Genomic DNA, 15,062 nt, shown 5'->3' with positions numbered 1-15,062 from the left:
TGACGAGGGGGAGCGATAGTAACAAAGGCTGAGCGACAACGCCCATCACGCGATATCTCACGGCCACGCAGCAAAAACACAATTTTCAACCGGCAAAAAGCGCTCTAATACGCGCCTGTTGATTGGTTTTAAAGATTCTGGAGTTCGCAATGCCCCATGAAGGCAACCTGTTACAAGCAGCCGTAGTGTTCCTGCTCGCCGCTGTGCTGACCGTGCCACTGGCCAAGCGCCTGCAACTCGGCGCGGTGTTGGGCTATCTGTTTGCCGGTGTGATCATCGGCCCGTCGGTGCTGGGCCTGATCGGCAACCCGCAAAGCGTGGCGCAGTTCTCCGAGCTGGGCGTGGTGTTGCTGCTGTTCATCATTGGCCTGGAACTGTCACCCAAGCGTTTATGGGTGATGCGCAAGGCGGTCTTCGGGGTCGGCCTGGCCCAGGTGCTGTTGACCGGGTTGGTGATGGGCGCCGTGGCGCTCTGGGTGTTTGGGCAGGCCTGGAACAGCGCCATCGTGCTGGGTCTGGGCCTGGCGCTGTCGTCCACCGCATTCGGTCTGCAAAGCCTGGCCGAACGCAAAGAGCTGAACCAGCCCCACGGTCGGCTGGCGTTTGCCATCCTGCTGTTCCAGGACATCGCCGCGATCCCGTTGATCGCCATGGTGCCGCTGCTGGCCGGCAGTGATCACCCGACCACCGAAGCCCAAGGCGTGCAACACGTGCTGCAGATCCTCGGCAGCATTGCGGTGGTGATCATCGGCGGGCGTTACCTGCTGCGACCGGTGTTTCGCATCGTCGCCAAGACCGGCCTGCGCGAAGTGTCCACAGCCACCGCTTTGCTGGTGGTGATCGGCACGGCCTGGCTGATGGAACTGGTAGGCGTGTCCATGGCGCTGGGCGCGTTCCTCGCCGGCCTGCTGCTGGCGGATTCCGAATACCGCCACGAACTGGAATCCCAGATCGAACCGTTCAAGGGCCTGTTGCTCGGGTTGTTTTTTATCAGCGTGGGCATGGGCGCCAACCTCAGCCTGCTGCTCAGTTCACCGCTGGTGGTGATTGGCCTGACGCTGCTATTGATCGGCCTCAAGTTGCCGCTGCTCTATGCCGTGGGCCGGCTGGTGGGCGACCTCAACCGCGAAAGTGCCCTGCGCCTGGGTGTGGTGCTGGCGGCGGGCGGTGAGTTCGCCTTCGTGGTGTTCAAGATCGGCCGCGACCAGGGCCTGTTCGAACCGCACCTGTACGACATCCTGGTGCTGACCATCACCCTGTCCATGGCCGTCACGCCGCTACTGCTGTTGGTGTGCCCAAAGCTGTTCAAGCCCAAGGTCAAACCAGTGCATGTGCCGGAGGAATTCCGCGCCATCGAGAGCGATGCGCCGCGGGTGGTGATCGCCGGCATGGGACGGATGGGACAGATCGTGGCGCGGATCCTGCGCGCCCAGAACATCTCGTTCATCGCCCTCGACACCTCGGTGGAAACCATCGAGCTGACCCGCAGCTTCGGCGGCATGCCGGTGTTCTACGGCGACCCGCAACGCCCCGAGATCCTGCACGCGGCCAAGGTCGACCAGGCGGAGTTCTTCGTGATCGCCATGGACGACCCGGAGATCAACATCAAGACCGCCGAGTTGGTGCGCAACCTCTATCCGCACATGAAGATCATCGCCCGTGCCCGTAACCGCCAGCACGTGCATCGTCTGGTGGACCTGGATGCGTCGCCGGTGCGCGAGACCTTCTATTCCAGCCTGGAAATGAGCCGCCGCACCCTGGTCGGCCTGGGCCTGACCCAAGCCCAGGCCGATGCGCGCATCAACCGCTTCAAGAACCACGACCTGCAAGTGCTGGCCGCCCAACACGCGGTCTACGACGATGCCGCCAAGGTGATGCAAACCGCCCAGGAAGCCCGCACGGAACTGGCGCGACTGTTTGAGATGGACCGCCTTGAGGAGGAGTCCGACAAGGGGTGAGCCTGCGGGTGAACGAAATTGCGAAATTTCTGACAGAATGTTCCGCAATTTCGTTCATCACTGGAGCGCTTCATGGCCACCTTCACCAAGACCGCCGCCCTGCTCGCCCTCGTGCTCGCCGCGGGCAGCGCGTTCGCCGCAGCCAAGCCCACCACCCAGACCATCTCCACCCTGGGCGGCAAGTTCACCTTCACCCTGCCCAAGGCCTACGCGGCCGACACCCTGCCGGCCGGCAAGGCCGAAGACGGCACCGCCGACACCCAGGGCACGATGTACGCCAACCAAACCACGAAAAGTGTGGTGATCGTCGCCGAAACCGTGCGCAACGATGGGGTAAACATCCAGGACAACGACTCGAAGTTCCTCGACGGCGCCGTGGCCGGTTTCGTCAAGGACCAAAGCGCCGCCCTGCCCGACTTCAAGAAACTCAGTGAGAAAAAACTGACCCTCAAAGGCCTGGGCCTGCGCCAGGTGGACAGCACCGCCACCCAGGGCGGCGGCAAGACTTTGAACTCCACCTTCCTGGGCGGCTCGGGCAACCAGCTGCTGGTGATCCAGGCAATCTCGCGGGCCGACGATGCGAAGGGGCATGCCGCGCTGGTGAAGCAGATTACGGGCGGTAAGTAACGCCGACTCAATAGCCGACAGACACTCCGTCAGCGCAGGCTCTTCTGCAACCAGGCCTTCAAATCGCTCAACTGCGCCTCACTGACGGTGTGATTCATCCCCGGGTACCCATGAAACTCGGGTTGCAACCCCAACCCCACCAGCACCTCATTCGCCCGCGTCGCCGAGACATACGGCAACGCCTGGTCCAGCGTGCCGTGGCCGATAAAGATCGCCAGTTTGCCCAAGCGCTGATCCGGCTTGAGCTCTGCCTTGAGCACCGGCAACAGGCTGCCACTCAACGCCGCAATGCCCCGCACCAGAGCGGGATCACGCAAAGCCACCTCATAAGACATGATCGCGCCCTGACTGAACCCCACCAGGAACACCCGATCGCTTTGCGTGTGGTATTTCGCGGTGGCCTTGACGACGAAGTCCTTGATCAGCTTGGCGCTGCTGCGCAAATCAGCGGTCACACCATCGTAATCGCCGTCACCCGGCGTCTTGGTAAACCAGCGAAACCCGCTGGGCTGCACCGGCATCGGCGCGCGTACGGACAAGTAGGTCCATGTGGACGGCAACGCGTCCTTGATGCCGAACAGGTCTTCCTCATTGCTGCCGAACCCGTGCAAAAAGATCACCAGCGGCTCATTGCGCGCATCGCTTTGGCTCTGTTCCAGGTAAGCGAGCGGCAAATCGGTGTGCAACTCGGAATCAGCGTGGGCAACGCCGGCCACCAGGGTCAGCGCGAGGGCAAACAGCTTGAACATGGGGACGTTACCTCAGGGTTTGCGCAACAAATACGTATCCATGATCCAGCCATTGGCCAGGCGTGCCGCCTTGCGCACCCGTTGAATCTCGTCAGCCACGTCGCTGACTTTACCGCTGATCAGGATTTCATCCGGCGTGCCCAGGTAGGCACCCCAATAAATATCCAGGTCCTGATCGGCCACCGTGTGGTAGGAATCTTCGGCGTCGAGCATGACCACCAGGGTGTCGGCATCACTCGCCTGCCCCGCCGCCAGGCGTCGACCGGTGGTGATCTCCAAAGACTTGCCGATACGGTTCAACGCCACCTTATGCTGCGCCGCCAGGGCCTGCACGCTGGTGATGCCGGGGATCACCTCAAACTCAAATGCACAGCGGCCGCTGGCCAGGATCGCCTGCAGGATGCGGATGGTGCTGTCGTACAGCGCCGGGTCGCCCCAGGCCAGGAACGCGCCCACTTCACCGTCGGCCATTTCCTCGTTGATCATGCGTTCGAAGGTGGCTTGCTTGTCGCGGTTCAGGTCCTGCACGGCGGTGGTGTAGTCGATGTCACCGCGCACGCGCTCGGGGCAATCGGCCTCGACAAAGCGGTAGCCGGGTTCGGTGATATAGGTCTGGCAGATCTCGCGGCGCAGGTCGATCAGCTTGTCTTTGCTCTGGCCCTTGTCCATCAGGAAAAACACGTCGGTGCGGTTCAGCGCCTTCACGGCCTGCATCGTGATGTAGTCAGGGTTGCCGGCGCCAATGCCGATGATCAGGATGCGTTTCATGGGTTGCTCTCATTGCGGGGCGTGGATTTTGCCATGTTCAGGCGCCTGGGCGTGAGTTTCCAGACGCAGGCGCCACACACCGTTGAAACGCAGTTCCGTGGTGGACAACGGCTCGACATCGATCCGGTAGAACATCGAGACCGGGAACTGCATGACGTACAGCAGCGCGGCGCGGACCACAAAGGGATGGGTAACGGCCACGACGTGACCCGGCTGGCTTTCGAGGGATTGCAGCCACTGTGCCACCCGCGTGCACAGGTGCGCCACCGACTCGCCCCCGTGGGGCGCGCAGCTGCTATCGGTGAGCCAGGCACTCAGTTGATCAGGTTCAACCTGCCCAATGTCCCGGCCAGCCCAAGCCCCCAGGTCAACGTCGCGCAGCGCGGTTTCGATCACCGGGTGTGCGCCGAACAGTCCCGCCGTCTGCCGGGCTCGCGCCTCGGGGCCACACAGCAGGCGCAGGTTTTTCGTGTAACGGCCGGCCAGGGACAACCGCGCGCCTTGCCAGTCCATCGCCACCGACTCGTCCTCGGCAAAACGCCCCTGTTTTTGCAGGGGCGTAACGGCATGGCAGACGAGGGTCAAACGGGTGGCCTGCATCGCAGGTTGCTCCAACACAAAGGACGAGGCCGTCAAGACTGGCGCAGATAGCGCCAGGGCGCAACGCCTCTGGCCGCACAAAGCGCCGCAGCGCTAATCAAACCAAGCGCGTCGCCCCTCGAAGGTACTGACGATCAGCGCCACAATCATCTGCACCGCCTCGGCATCGCGCACCTGTGCATTCACCGCCAGCCACACCTGGCGCTGCATGCTCTCGGCCAGCAACCCCGGCAGCGCCACCAATCCACGGTCGAAGCTGCTCATGTAGTGCGGCAGCAAACCGATGCAGGCACCGCAGCGGATCATCTCCAGCATCAGCGAGTACGCCTGCACCTGTACCACGGCAGCCTGGCGTCGTTCCACCACCTGGTTCCACGGTTGCAACGCGTCGACCTGTGCGTCGGGCTGCCATTGCACCAGCATGTAATCGTCGAGGTCTGCCTCGCTGTCCGGGCGTGCGGTCACGCGTGAATAGCGCTTGGCGATGTGCGGCAAATACTGCAACCGCGCCAGCGCTCGGGGCGGTTCGGTGGCAAAACCCGGACCGGGCAACGGACCGTCGTTGCCCGATAACCACAGCACGATGTCCACGTCCAGCGCTTGCAGGGACTGCCGGCTGTCGAGGGAGATGATCTCCAGGCGCACGCTGGCATTGCGGCGCAGCAAGGCAATCAGATCACGCCCGAGGATGTCGTGCAGGATCGGCTCGGCCACCGCCAGGCGAATCAAGGGTTGCGCCACCGCCGGCAGGCGCCGTTCATGGGCCAGGGCAACCAACTGGGCCTGCAATTGCAGGCCATCGCGACTGAGCACCAGGCCATTGCCCTGGTAGCTGAACAACGCGTGGCACAGGTGTCCTTCCAATTGCGCCAGGCGTTTGCGCAGCAAGGTGGCCTTGATATTCAAGCTGCGCGCGGCCTGCATGAAGCAGCCGCAGCGCGCACTGACCAGAAAGTAACGCGCCACCTCCGGGTCGATCTCATGGGCCAGAGCCAGCCAATGGCTGCGCGACTCGGCCGGTGCACGATAGGCGGCGGGGCCCTGAGGGCCGGACGGTTCCAGTAATGCCATGGCAGACTCCCTGTCTTGTCGGTCGATGCATCCAATGCGGGTTGGAGCGTATTACTCCAGCACTTTATTCAGCTCGGCGCCGTCGATGCTCAGCGTGGCGGTGTTGAGCATGCCTTCCAGATAGGCCTTGGCGATCTGCTCCTGACGCTGGGCACGCAGGGCCTGGGTGAGGCGTTCGCGCAGTTCGTCGAGGGTGGCGGTGCGCGCCGGTTGCTGGCCGATCAACTTGAGTACATGGAACCCGGCCGGGCTCTGCACCGCGTCCGACACCGCGCCGACCTTGAGCCGCGAGACGGCCTCGCGCACGGCCGGCACCAGTTGCTGCAAGGGCTGCAGGCCCGAGTCGCCACCGCGCGCGGCGCTGTCCGGGTCCTGAGAGAACTGCGTGGCCAGGGCGGCAAAGTCCGCCGGCGCGGCCTGGGCCTTGCGGCTCAATTCCTGGGCCTGACGGCGTACCGCATCGGCACTTTGCGGGTCATTCACCGCAAGGAAGATCTGCCCTACCCGGTACAACGGCGGCGTCATCCACTGGGCCTTGCCGCTGTCATACGCCTGTTGCAGTTCGACAGCGCTGGGGTAATCGGCCGGCACTTGGCTGACCGAGAGCATGTAGTCGCGAAACACAATCTGCTCAGTCGCGGCGCGGGTCTGCTGTTCCACCTCCGGGCGCTGGCGCCAGCCCTGGGCGTCGGCCTGTTCGAGGACGGCCTTTTGCGCCAGGCGCGAGCGAATCCAGGTTTCCAGGGCGCCACGGTTGCCGCGCAGTTGCTCGCGGGACTCAGCCGGCAGGCTCGCCAATACGCTTTTCAGTTCCGGCAGGTCGATTTGCTGGTTGCCCAGGCGCGCCACCGCCGGCCCGCCCGCTACAGGGTTAGTCACCGAAGCCGGCTGTTGCGCCGCCACCGGGTCGCTGCCCGGGCGCAGGCTCAAGCCCACCGCCACCACCAGCAGGGCCAGCGCGCCGGCGCCGACCATCAAGGTTGGCTTTTTCACAGCGCCGGCGCCTCTTCAGCAACGGGTGTGGACTGGGTCTGCAAGTGCGCCGCGTGCTGGCTGTATTCACGCAGGTACACGATGAACTCCTGCAACAGGCGGTCCCACAGTTCCAGCTGGCTGCGCAGGTGCATGGCGCCAACGCCGGCGACCACCACGTCCATTTCCATCAGCAGAAACTCGCCCTGCACCGACAAGCGCGCAAAACGCCGCGATGCGTTCCACACCTGGGCCAGGCCTTCAGGCAATTCGCCCTGTACCCGCAGCGCACAGCTGTAGGTGAAATCCACATAACTCCCCTGCTCGGCCGCCGCGTTGCCAAAGCGCACCGCATAGCCGATGCCCTGACTGGCGCTGAGCAACTGCACGATGCCGTTCTGTTCGCTTTGGTTGACGCGGTAGCCGGCCTCTTGCAACAGCTCGGTGAGGCTCTGCACGCTGACGCTGGTGATCAATTCGCTCATGGTGATCTCTTCCTTGTCTATCAATGGTTGGCGGTTGCCTGGGGCGCATCGAAACGGCTCTTGTACAAATCGTCACCAAACCCCTGGGCCAATTCCTCAAACTTGACCCGCGTGCTGCTGGCGAAGGGCTGGCGAATGCTCATGACCTGCGCCACGTCGATTTTTTCATAGGCCGTGAGTAACTGTTGGGCGACCCCGTACATCTGTTGATTCTTGACCGAACATTGCTGCACTTGTGTGTCACGTTCGCTCAGTTGCGCCTGCAATCGGGCGCGCTCGGCCTCCTTGCCTTTGGCCAGTACCAGCAGTTCGTCATAAGCCTTCTTGAACTTGCCAAGCTGCTCATCCCGCGCCGCCACCTGGGCCTGCGCCTGGCTGTGCAGGCTTTGTTGCTGGCCGGCCAGTTGCTCGGCCATGCCACGGGTCTTTTCCAGCTCGGCCGTAAGCTGCTTGATTTGCGCCTGGGCCTGCCTGGCCTGGGTTTCGGCCGCCAGACGTGCCGCACTGGCCTGGGCCTGTTCGCTTTGCAGCGCCTGTAATTGCTGGGTGGTGCTGCGCAGTTGGGTACGCAGGCGCTCTTCCATGCCTTCGGCCGAGGCGCCGGTGGCGACGAACAACAACAGCAGTGCGCAGATTCGCGTGTTCATGTGGCATCTCCCGGCGCATCAAAAGCGCGTGTTGAGTTCCAGTTGCATCACGTCCACTTCGAACGGCTGGCCGTACACTTCGGACGCGCTCAACCAGCGCGCACTGGCGTAGATGTTCTTGTCGATGCCGTAGTTGCCGCCAATGAAGTAACCCTTGGCGTTGGTGCCGCCCAGGTGGAACGAGGAGTCGTTGAAGCCGTCGGGCAAGGCGTCGGGCTGGATGTACTTGTAGCCGGCCAATACGTTCCAGTCGCCACGCTTGCGCATCTCCAGCGCACTGCCGAGGGTGAACGAGACCATCAAGGCATTGCCGCCACTTTCAAACTGGCCCTTGCTGTTGATGTTGTTGACGATCTCGCCTTCGCTGCGCTTGAGCATTTCGCCCTTGTCGTAGCCCAGGTTGTGGATGAAGTTGCCTTGGCTGCGCAGCTTGAAGTCGCTTGGCAGTTCGCTGTCCCAGACCAGGTTGAGGTCGAGCACGTCGAATTTGGACGCCAGGCCCACAAACTGCGGGTCGGCTGTGCGCACAGGATCAGCCGGGTTGGTGGTGTTGTTGCGCAGGTTGAACACTGAGTTGCCTTTTTGCATGAACGCCACGCGCGAGCCGTCGGTGTCGCACCCCGCTGCCCCTTGCCACGTGGAGCAAGGGCTGGAGCGCTCGCCCTCGATGTCCTGGAACTGGTAATAAGCGGCAGCGAGCTTGAGGCGGTTGCTGCGGTTGATCTTCCAGTCGGCACCGATCTGCCCGCCGAACAGCCATTTGGTCTGGCTGTCTTCCTTGTCGATGCCGTTGCTGCTGGCCGTGTCGGAGGTGTATTCGACCGGGAACGCACCGAGGGTCCCGAACAGGCCCCACTCGCTGTTGAGGCGGTGGTTGAAGAGCGCCGCCACGCCGTCGAAGTTGAGGTCGTTGGAATACATCATGTCGGTGGAATAGAACGGGTTGGCGATACGCCCGGCAGTCAGCGTCATGTAATCGGTGGTTTTCCAGGTCAGGTAGCCCTGGTCGAGCCAGATGTCTTTTTTGCCGAAGCCGCCGCCCAGGGTTTGGGTGGTGGACACCGGGTTGTTGTCCGAGCCGGTGGCGATGCGGATGCCGGCGGTCCACTCCGGCGAGATCACCGCTTTCATGCCCAGGCGCGCGCGCAGGCGGAACAGGTTTTCGCGGTCCTCGCGGGTGTTGAGCAGCGGCGGAAACTTGGTGTTGGAGTTTTTGTTGACGTCGTACGGGCCGGTGTCATTGAGCTTGGCGAAGTCGGTGATGTTGTTGCTGTTGTTACCCGAGAAGTAGCGCGATTCGTCGCGCAAACGGATATCGCCATCAAAGCTGATACGCGAGATCCAGTCCGGGAACGTATTGGGCTGGGCCCAGTTTTCCTGTTTGGCGGTGGCCATGACTTCGGCCTTGACCTGATCACGGATCTGGTCGCGCACCGCCTGCGGCACGTATTGCACACGCACGTCCCCAGGGGCGGTAGGCGGGCCGCTGGCGACCGCCGCGGCGGCATTGGCCTGGCGTGCCTGCCGGGCCTCTTTTTCGGCCTGGGCGATCAGCCCGTTGGCGGTGTCCTGGGTCAGCACGCCTTGCTGCACCAGCAGGCGGATCAGGTTGATGGTGACGTTTTCCGAAGGCGCGACCGGGGCGGCCGTCGCCTGGCCAACCAGGGTCGCGATGACCATGCCAACCGCCAGGGTCAGTCGATTCACGGGGGAAATCATGTGTACGCAACTCCTGTAAAAAACCGTTGAAAAAATTCAGTTGAGCAATGCGGTTGAATACGTATCCGATCAATCCGGCCGTCGGCCCTTGAGCGACAGGCGTACCGGCATGCTGACCGAGGCCGGCACCCGTTGCGTGGCATGGGGTGCACGCAACGCGGCCAATACCTGGGCATCGGTGTCGGCATCGCCGCTGGACTTGGCCAACGCCACGCGAGTGACTTCGCCCTCGGCGTTCAGCCACAAGTCCGCCTGTACGCTGTAAGCCTTCTTGCGCAACTCCGGGTCTTCGCGCAGCAGGCGTTGAAACACCCCAGCCAGGTATTGCTTGTAAGTGCCCGTGCCCAGGCCTCCTCCTCCGGAACCGGCCATACCCCCGCCCTTGCCGGCGCCGATATTGAAACCGTCGGTGCCCGACTGGGCATCGCCGTCGATCTGCATCGGGTTGGCCAGATCATCGGCGGGCGACGGTGGCGCCTCCTCGGCCGGCTTAACCTCTTCCGGTGCTGGGGTCGGTATTGGCTCCGGCACTTTTTCTTCCACCTGGGGTTCGGGCTCCTTGGGTTTTTCCGGTGGTGGCGGCGGCGGTGGCGGCAACGGAATGATCGTTGGCACCTTCGGTGCTTCGCGGCGTACGCCACTCATGTCATTGGCCCATTGCCACAAAAACCAGGCGGCCACGGCCCCCAACAGCAGGCCGGCGCCCCACTTGAGCGGGCGCAACGGCGGCTTGGTCTTGGTCGGCAAGGGCGTGATCGGCATCTGTGCGGTCATGACTCAGCCCTGGCTCGGTTTGCCGGTGACCAGCCCGACCTGGGACAGCTCCAGCCGGCGCAGCAAGTCGAGCACCTCGATGACCTTCTGGTACTGCACCATGGCGTCACCGCGCACGATTACCGGGAAGTCCGGGTTCAACGCTTTCTCGATACGCAGGCGCTCTTCCAGCTCGCCGAGGGTCACCGGGTAGGCGTCAAGGAACACCTGGCCGCCGTCGTTCACCGAGATCGCCTTGGTCTTGGCCTCCGACAGCGACACCGAGGCGCTGGCCTTGGGCAGGTGGATCTGGATCCCCGAGACCTGGGCGGTGGCCGTGAGGATAAACATCACCAGCACCACCATCAGCACGTCCACCAGGGGCGTGATATTGATGCTGTCGACGGCCGCATCATCGTCATCGTCGTGGGAGGCATTTACAGAAGCCATGGCAATTCTCCTCAGGCCGGAACCGATGCGTGATGCTCACGGCGATGCGCCGTCTCGCTGTGTTGGCTCTCGCCGTGCATCTCCGCCAGGCGGGTGATGAACTCGTCGACGAACACGCGCATGTCCGCACTGACCTCCTTGTTGCGCGTGATCAGGCGGTTGTAGCCAAACAGTGCAGGAATCGCGACGAACAGGCCCATGGCCGTGGCCAGCAACGCCGCCGCCATACCGGGGGCGATGGCGTTGATATTCACGTCACCGGCCATGGCCGTGCCGAGAAACACCACCATGATCCCCAGCACCGTCCCCAGCAGGCCGATATAGGGGCCGCCGGCGATGGCGTTGGATAACGTTGAGAGCTTGGCACTGAGGGCCTGGTTTTCGCGGGTGCGCACGCCGTCCATGGAGCAGCGGATAGCTTCGATGGTGGCGGCCGACACCGACGAAGTGTCCGCGCCCTGGGCACGGCGGGTGCGGATTTCCTTGACCGCCACCAGGTACAGGCGCCACAGCGACGAATAGGTCAGGCGTTCGCCCAACTGGGCGTCGTCGGCGTACATCTCCAGGCGCGTGCCGATCTGCGCAAAGTGCTCGCGGAACACCTCGTTGGCGCTGCTCACGCGGCTGACCTGACGGTTCTTGCGCAGCATGATGAACCACGATTGCACCATCATCGCCACCAACACCAGGATGATCACCCAGGCGTCCACCGGCACCGCGTTGAGCAAAAAGCCCAGGCTGCCGAAGCCCATGCCCGACTGCTCTTCATCCACCCCGTAAGCCACCAGCTTCGACTCGGCGCCCTGGGCACTGGCATCGGCCAGCAACAGCGCGGCCGGGCGCGCCACCTTGGACAGGCGCAGCTCATCCATGGCCCCGGCGAACGGCTGGTGCGTAGCGGCTGCGTCCGGCAGGTCGGCACCGATGGCCAACGGCGTGTTGAACGCGGGCATGGCCACGGCGAGGCTAGCGCTTTCGCGGCCGTTGACATACAGCGCGACCTTGTCACCCTCGGCGGTGAACGCCAGGTGCTGCCATTGGCCGGGGTTCAGCGGCTGCGTCGAGACCGCACGCTGGCCGTCGATTTCAACAAACGGCGAGCCTTGGTTCAGCCCCAGCAAGAGGCTGTGGGGCCCGTCGCGCCGGGCCAGGACGATTTGTTCACCGCTGGCCTGGTCCAGGCGCAGCCAGGCGCTGAACGTGAACGCGCCGCCTGCCGCGTGTTGCAACGATGGGCTGGCCGGCAACATCAGCGGTTGGCCGCCGAACTGCAAGGCACGGCCGATCACGCCATCGATGCTCGAGCCGGCGGCGTTCAACGCATTATTGGCGTAGGCCGTGGTGTCGCGCGGCGGCGTCGCGTTGGCACCGTCAAAGTGGTACAGCGCGGTGTAATTGGGGTCGAACGTCAGTTGGCCGTTGGCCGTGGCCGGGGCCTTCTGGTTGCCGTAGTACATCCACAGGTCCTGGCGCTGCCCGCCTTCGACCTTGGGCACATCGACCCAGATCAACGCCATGCCCATCAGCGGATCGAAGCTCTCGATCTGGTGATTGAACACGGTCTTGTCATCGGCACTCACAAACCGCAAATCAGCGCCGTCGTCCTTGACCCCGTCAAAGGTGAAGTTGCCGGTGTGCAGGCGCACCAGCAGTGCGGTGCGCCCCAAGGCCTGACTGATCGCCGCGCCTTGGGCGGTGGTGTCTACCGAAATCTGTTTGCGGTAGTGCCAATCATCCTGCCACCAGGCATGGGCGGTGGCCGGGAGCGCGAAGCCCAGGCAGATCATCAGGCTCAGAAATAGGCGTTGCATGGGTGAAGTCTCCGGAAGAAAAAGTCAGAAAGTCGCCTGCACACTGAAGTGCAGTCGCGAGTCCTGTTTCTGGGTGTTCGGTCCATCGAGCAGCGGGTAGCCCCAATCCAGGCTGCCGGACAACCATTTGCTCAAACTGGCGCGGGTGCCCAGGCCGACACTGGCCAGGCTGTATTCGTCTTCTTGCTCGGGCAGCGGTTCGTGCAGGCGCAGACGCGCACCTTCAGCGAATGCATAGAAGCGCCACTCCTGCACGTAACTGCCCAGGAACTTGGCCAGGGACGGCGTGCGCAGTTCCTGGGAGAGCAGCAAGCCCTCATCGCCGGTGCGTTCCGCCGCCAGATAGCCACGCACCGAGGTGGCGCCACCGGCCGAGTACTGCTCGTTGGACACCAGTGGCCCTGAGGCCAGTTGGAAGCCGGCCTTGGACGCCGACTGCCAATCATTGGCGAAGGTGTAGCTGTAAGTCAGGTCGCCCTTGAGCACGGCAAAACTGGCGCTGGCCTTGTAGCGTTTGTAGTCGAATTCTTCAGCGTCGCTGCCATAGCCGAAGAAGGCGCGGGTGCCGACGATCAGGTTCAGGCCCAGGCCCAACTGGGATTGCTCGGTATAGCGATAGCCGTTGTAGCCCAGGGTCAACGGTGCGTACTTGAGCGGCACCTGATCGCTGCTGGCACCGAATTTCAACCGCTCGTCGAAGTCTTTGAAGTCGATACCCAACGAGAAAGAGTTGGCCCAGTTGCCGGCGGCTGGCAGGCTGTAGATCGCCGACACCCCGTAGGAGTGACCCTTGCCCAACACGTTGCTGCCGCCGATGGTGGCGATGTCGCTGTCGGACTGGTAACCGGAGAACTGCAAGGTCCAGCGCTCATCCAACGGCGCGCTGTAAGAGCCGGACCAGACCTTGGCGTTCGAGGTGTCCTCGGGTGCGGTGAAATAGGTCAGGGAAATGCTGTGGCCCAGTTGCCAGAGGTTGTCGTAGCCAAGGGTGGCGACTGAGCGCAGTTCCTTGGTGTCGGCGCTGTAGTCGTTGTTCAGGCCAAGACTGGCGTGCCAGGGGTTCTGGTCTTCGACCTGCAAGTCCACATCCATGGTGCCGGGGCGCTGGCCTTCGCGCACCAGTGGCGTGACCTGGCGCCCGGCGCTGCGGTTGAGCCCGGCCAATTGGCTTTGCACCTTGGCAAAGTCCGGCACCGCGCCCTCCTCCAGGCCGGTCACTTGCTCGCGGATTTCTACCGGCGAGTAATGCTTGGCGCCCACCACACGCACCCGACCGACCTTGGTTTCACTGACCTGCAGGTAGACGATGCCGTCATCGACTTTCTGCTCCGGCAGCTCGACAAACACCGACTGGTAGCCACGCGCCTGGTAGATCTTCTGCAGCGCATCACGCGCGCCTTCGATATCGTCCAGGGTCTTTTGCGGCCCCAGGAACGGGTACACCGCCTCTTCGATCGTGGCCGCATCGAGCACGGTGTTGCCGCGCACGAAATACTCATTGACGTCGACCTTGCGTGCCGCCGCTTCGTCCTCTGCCAGCACGGGTTGGGCCATGGCCCAAAGCGTCAGGCAGCACAGCGCCAGCGTTGACTTGAACAGATGCTCCACACCGCCCCCTAATGGTCTATTTTTATGCGCCGCCCTGCGTTGCCCGGCGTTCAACCGGTTCAATTGCTGGCGATCGCGGTGTTGCCGTGGCGGGCCAGCCAGGTGTGCAGCAAGGCGAAGTTCAAGGAGAACTCCGGCATGTGCAGCAAGGCGCCACAAAACACGTCACTGATGATTTTCTGGATGAGTTGCACCGCCCGCGGGTTGTCGAGCAGCGTGGCAATGTCGCGGCTCAACACCTGAATGCTCCAGACCTTCTGGTTCAGGTCCAGACCGACAAACCAGCGGAACAGCAGGTTGTAATTGAGCTGTTCGTGCAGTTGCTGTTCGCTGGGCACCGAGTACAGCAGTTGCAGCAACAGGATCTGCAGCACGGTGTGTGGCGCGATCTGCATTGACGGCGCGACCACCAACAGGTCGCGGTGCTGGTCCAGCACCTCGTCGATCTGCGGACGCAGCAACACCAGGGAATGACCGGCGGGGATGTAGCTGGAGACTTCCTTCAAAGCGCCTTGCCAATCGTCCTGGGAGACGATCCACACCCAGGGCGCGCCATAGCGATAGACCGACACCGGCTTCTTGCGCGCCGCTTCGACGATCTTCGACAGGCGCTGATCGAGCTCCTGCATGCCGACTTTCGAATAACGTTCCATAGTTCCCATTGCCCCACTCCTGGCGTCCTGCTGGCGACTTGAGAAACACCGTGATGGTGTCCTTGAGCGCGTTACACAGGAGAGACGGGGATGGCCAAGGGCTACCGAACTTTTGTCATGAAAGGTTCATTCGGGATTAGGTGGGAGGCAATTTTTTGGCTGGATGGGGTACACCACCTTGCAAAAAAACG

Annotated in this window: 15 protein-coding genes; 2 read left to right on the top strand and 13 right to left on the bottom strand. The window is 63.0% G+C overall.

Going from position 1 to position 15,062, the window contains the following annotated elements; all coding sequences use genetic code 11:
* Window positions 1–149: 149 nt before the first annotated feature.
* Together KZX66_RS23260 and KZX66_RS23255 are read left to right on the top strand one after the other, a co-directional pair.
* A complete protein-coding gene (locus tag KZX66_RS23260; RefSeq protein WP_248083587.1) occupies window positions 150–1,958 on the top strand; it encodes a monovalent cation:proton antiporter-2 (CPA2) family protein in 1,809 nt (602 codons plus the stop codon).
* Window positions 1,959–2,030: 72 nt separating this feature from the next.
* A complete protein-coding gene (locus KZX66_RS23255; protein ID WP_248083586.1) occupies window positions 2,031–2,585 on the top strand; it encodes a hypothetical protein in 555 nt (184 codons plus the stop codon).
* Window positions 2,586–2,614: 29 nt separating this feature from the next.
* Here KZX66_RS23255 and KZX66_RS23250 read toward each other — a convergent pair whose 3' ends face one another.
* The 13 genes from KZX66_RS23250 to KZX66_RS23190 all read right to left on the bottom strand — a co-directional run bounded on the left by KZX66_RS23250 (window position 2,615) and on the right by KZX66_RS23190 (window position 14,871).
* Entirely contained in the window at window positions 2,615–3,334 is a 720-nt protein-coding gene (locus KZX66_RS23250) for an alpha/beta fold hydrolase (protein ID WP_248083585.1), read from the bottom strand.
* A gap of 12 nt (window positions 3,335–3,346) precedes the next feature.
* Window positions 3,347–4,102 carry a precorrin-6A synthase (deacetylating) gene (gene cobF, locus KZX66_RS23245; RefSeq protein ID WP_248083584.1) on the bottom strand — a complete coding sequence of 252 codons (756 nt, stop codon included), beginning with the start codon at window positions 4,100–4,102 and terminating at the stop codon, window positions 3,347–3,349.
* Window positions 4,103–4,111: 9 nt separating this feature from the next.
* On the bottom strand, window positions 4,112–4,702 hold the full coding sequence (locus KZX66_RS23240) for a histidine phosphatase family protein (protein WP_248083583.1): 591 nt from the start codon (window positions 4,700–4,702) through the stop codon (window positions 4,112–4,114).
* A gap of 93 nt (window positions 4,703–4,795) precedes the next feature.
* Window positions 4,796–5,773, bottom strand: coding sequence for a LysR family transcriptional regulator (locus tag KZX66_RS23235; protein WP_248083582.1), 978 nt, complete (start codon window positions 5,771–5,773; stop codon window positions 4,796–4,798).
* A gap of 51 nt (window positions 5,774–5,824) precedes the next feature.
* A complete protein-coding gene (locus KZX66_RS23230; protein WP_248083581.1) occupies window positions 5,825–6,766 on the bottom strand; it encodes a peptidylprolyl isomerase in 942 nt (313 codons plus the stop codon).
* Window positions 6,763–7,230 carry a YbjN domain-containing protein gene (locus tag KZX66_RS23225; RefSeq protein WP_248083580.1) on the bottom strand — a complete coding sequence of 156 codons (468 nt, stop codon included), beginning with the start codon at window positions 7,228–7,230 and terminating at the stop codon, window positions 6,763–6,765. The genes KZX66_RS23230 and KZX66_RS23225 overlap by 4 nt, the downstream gene beginning before the upstream one ends.
* A gap of 20 nt (window positions 7,231–7,250) precedes the next feature.
* Window positions 7,251–7,877 (bottom strand): DNA repair protein, encoded by a 627-nt coding sequence (locus KZX66_RS23220; RefSeq protein ID WP_248083579.1) that lies wholly within the window; start codon window positions 7,875–7,877, stop codon window positions 7,251–7,253.
* An 18-nt stretch (window positions 7,878–7,895) separates the two neighbouring features.
* Entirely contained in the window at window positions 7,896–9,596 is a 1,701-nt protein-coding gene (locus tag KZX66_RS23215; RefSeq protein WP_248083578.1) for a putative porin, read from the bottom strand.
* 69 nt (window positions 9,597–9,665) lie between these two features.
* The gene (locus KZX66_RS23210; protein WP_248083577.1) at window positions 9,666–10,370 is read right to left on the bottom strand and encodes an energy transducer TonB; all 705 of its coding nucleotides are present in this window, start codon (window positions 10,368–10,370) and stop codon (window positions 9,666–9,668) included.
* Between the two features lie 3 nt (window positions 10,371–10,373).
* Complete coding sequence (locus KZX66_RS23205) at window positions 10,374–10,799, bottom strand: biopolymer transporter ExbD (RefSeq protein ID WP_010211136.1); 426 nt, start codon at window positions 10,797–10,799, stop codon at window positions 10,374–10,376.
* A gap of 11 nt (window positions 10,800–10,810) precedes the next feature.
* Window positions 10,811–12,610, bottom strand: coding sequence for a MotA/TolQ/ExbB proton channel family protein (locus tag KZX66_RS23200; protein ID WP_248083576.1), 1,800 nt, complete (start codon window positions 12,608–12,610; stop codon window positions 10,811–10,813).
* 24 nt (window positions 12,611–12,634) lie between these two features.
* Complete coding sequence (locus KZX66_RS23195) at window positions 12,635–14,218, bottom strand: ShlB/FhaC/HecB family hemolysin secretion/activation protein (protein ID WP_248083575.1); 1,584 nt, start codon at window positions 14,216–14,218, stop codon at window positions 12,635–12,637.
* Window positions 14,219–14,277: 59 nt separating this feature from the next.
* A complete protein-coding gene (locus KZX66_RS23190; RefSeq protein ID WP_248083624.1) occupies window positions 14,278–14,871 on the bottom strand; it encodes a transposase in 594 nt (197 codons plus the stop codon).
* Between the last annotated feature and the right edge of the window lie 191 nt (window positions 14,872–15,062).

This window comes from Pseudomonas sp. EYE_354 (genome assembly GCF_023148575.1).
Taxonomy (GTDB): domain Bacteria; phylum Pseudomonadota; class Gammaproteobacteria; order Pseudomonadales; family Pseudomonadaceae; genus Aquipseudomonas.
This window is presented reverse-complemented; position numbering and strand designations above follow the sequence as displayed.

Excerpts from the sequence above, each read along its gene's own strand:
- KZX66_RS23205 (WP_010211136.1), bottom strand. The coding sequence starts at position 10,799 with ATGGCTTCTGTAAATGCCTCCCACGACGATGACGATGATGCGGCCGTC.
- KZX66_RS23255 (WP_248083586.1), top strand. The coding sequence starts at position 2,031 with ATGGCCACCTTCACCAAGACCGCCGCCCTGCTCGCCCTCGTGCTCGCC.
- KZX66_RS23220 (WP_248083579.1), bottom strand. The coding sequence starts at position 7,877 with ATGAACACGCGAATCTGCGCACTGCTGTTGTTGTTCGTCGCCACCGGC.
- KZX66_RS23240 (WP_248083583.1), bottom strand. The coding sequence starts at position 4,702 with ATGCAGGCCACCCGTTTGACCCTCGTCTGCCATGCCGTTACGCCCCTG.
- KZX66_RS23225 (WP_248083580.1), bottom strand. The coding sequence starts at position 7,230 with ATGAGCGAATTGATCACCAGCGTCAGCGTGCAGAGCCTCACCGAGCTG.
- KZX66_RS23235 (WP_248083582.1), bottom strand. The coding sequence starts at position 5,773 with ATGGCATTACTGGAACCGTCCGGCCCTCAGGGCCCCGCCGCCTATCGT.
- KZX66_RS23250 (WP_248083585.1), bottom strand. The coding sequence starts at position 3,334 with ATGTTCAAGCTGTTTGCCCTCGCGCTGACCCTGGTGGCCGGCGTTGCC.
- KZX66_RS23260 (WP_248083587.1), top strand. The coding sequence starts at position 150 with ATGCCCCATGAAGGCAACCTGTTACAAGCAGCCGTAGTGTTCCTGCTC.
- KZX66_RS23210 (WP_248083577.1), bottom strand. The coding sequence starts at position 10,370 with ATGACCGCACAGATGCCGATCACGCCCTTGCCGACCAAGACCAAGCCG.
- KZX66_RS23190 (WP_248083624.1), bottom strand. The coding sequence starts at position 14,871 with ATGGAACGTTATTCGAAAGTCGGCATGCAGGAGCTCGATCAGCGCCTG.
- KZX66_RS23215 (WP_248083578.1), bottom strand. The coding sequence starts at position 9,596 with ATGATTTCCCCCGTGAATCGACTGACCCTGGCGGTTGGCATGGTCATC.
- KZX66_RS23200 (WP_248083576.1), bottom strand. The coding sequence starts at position 12,610 with ATGCAACGCCTATTTCTGAGCCTGATGATCTGCCTGGGCTTCGCGCTC.
- cobF (WP_248083584.1), bottom strand. The coding sequence starts at position 4,102 with ATGAAACGCATCCTGATCATCGGCATTGGCGCCGGCAACCCTGACTAC.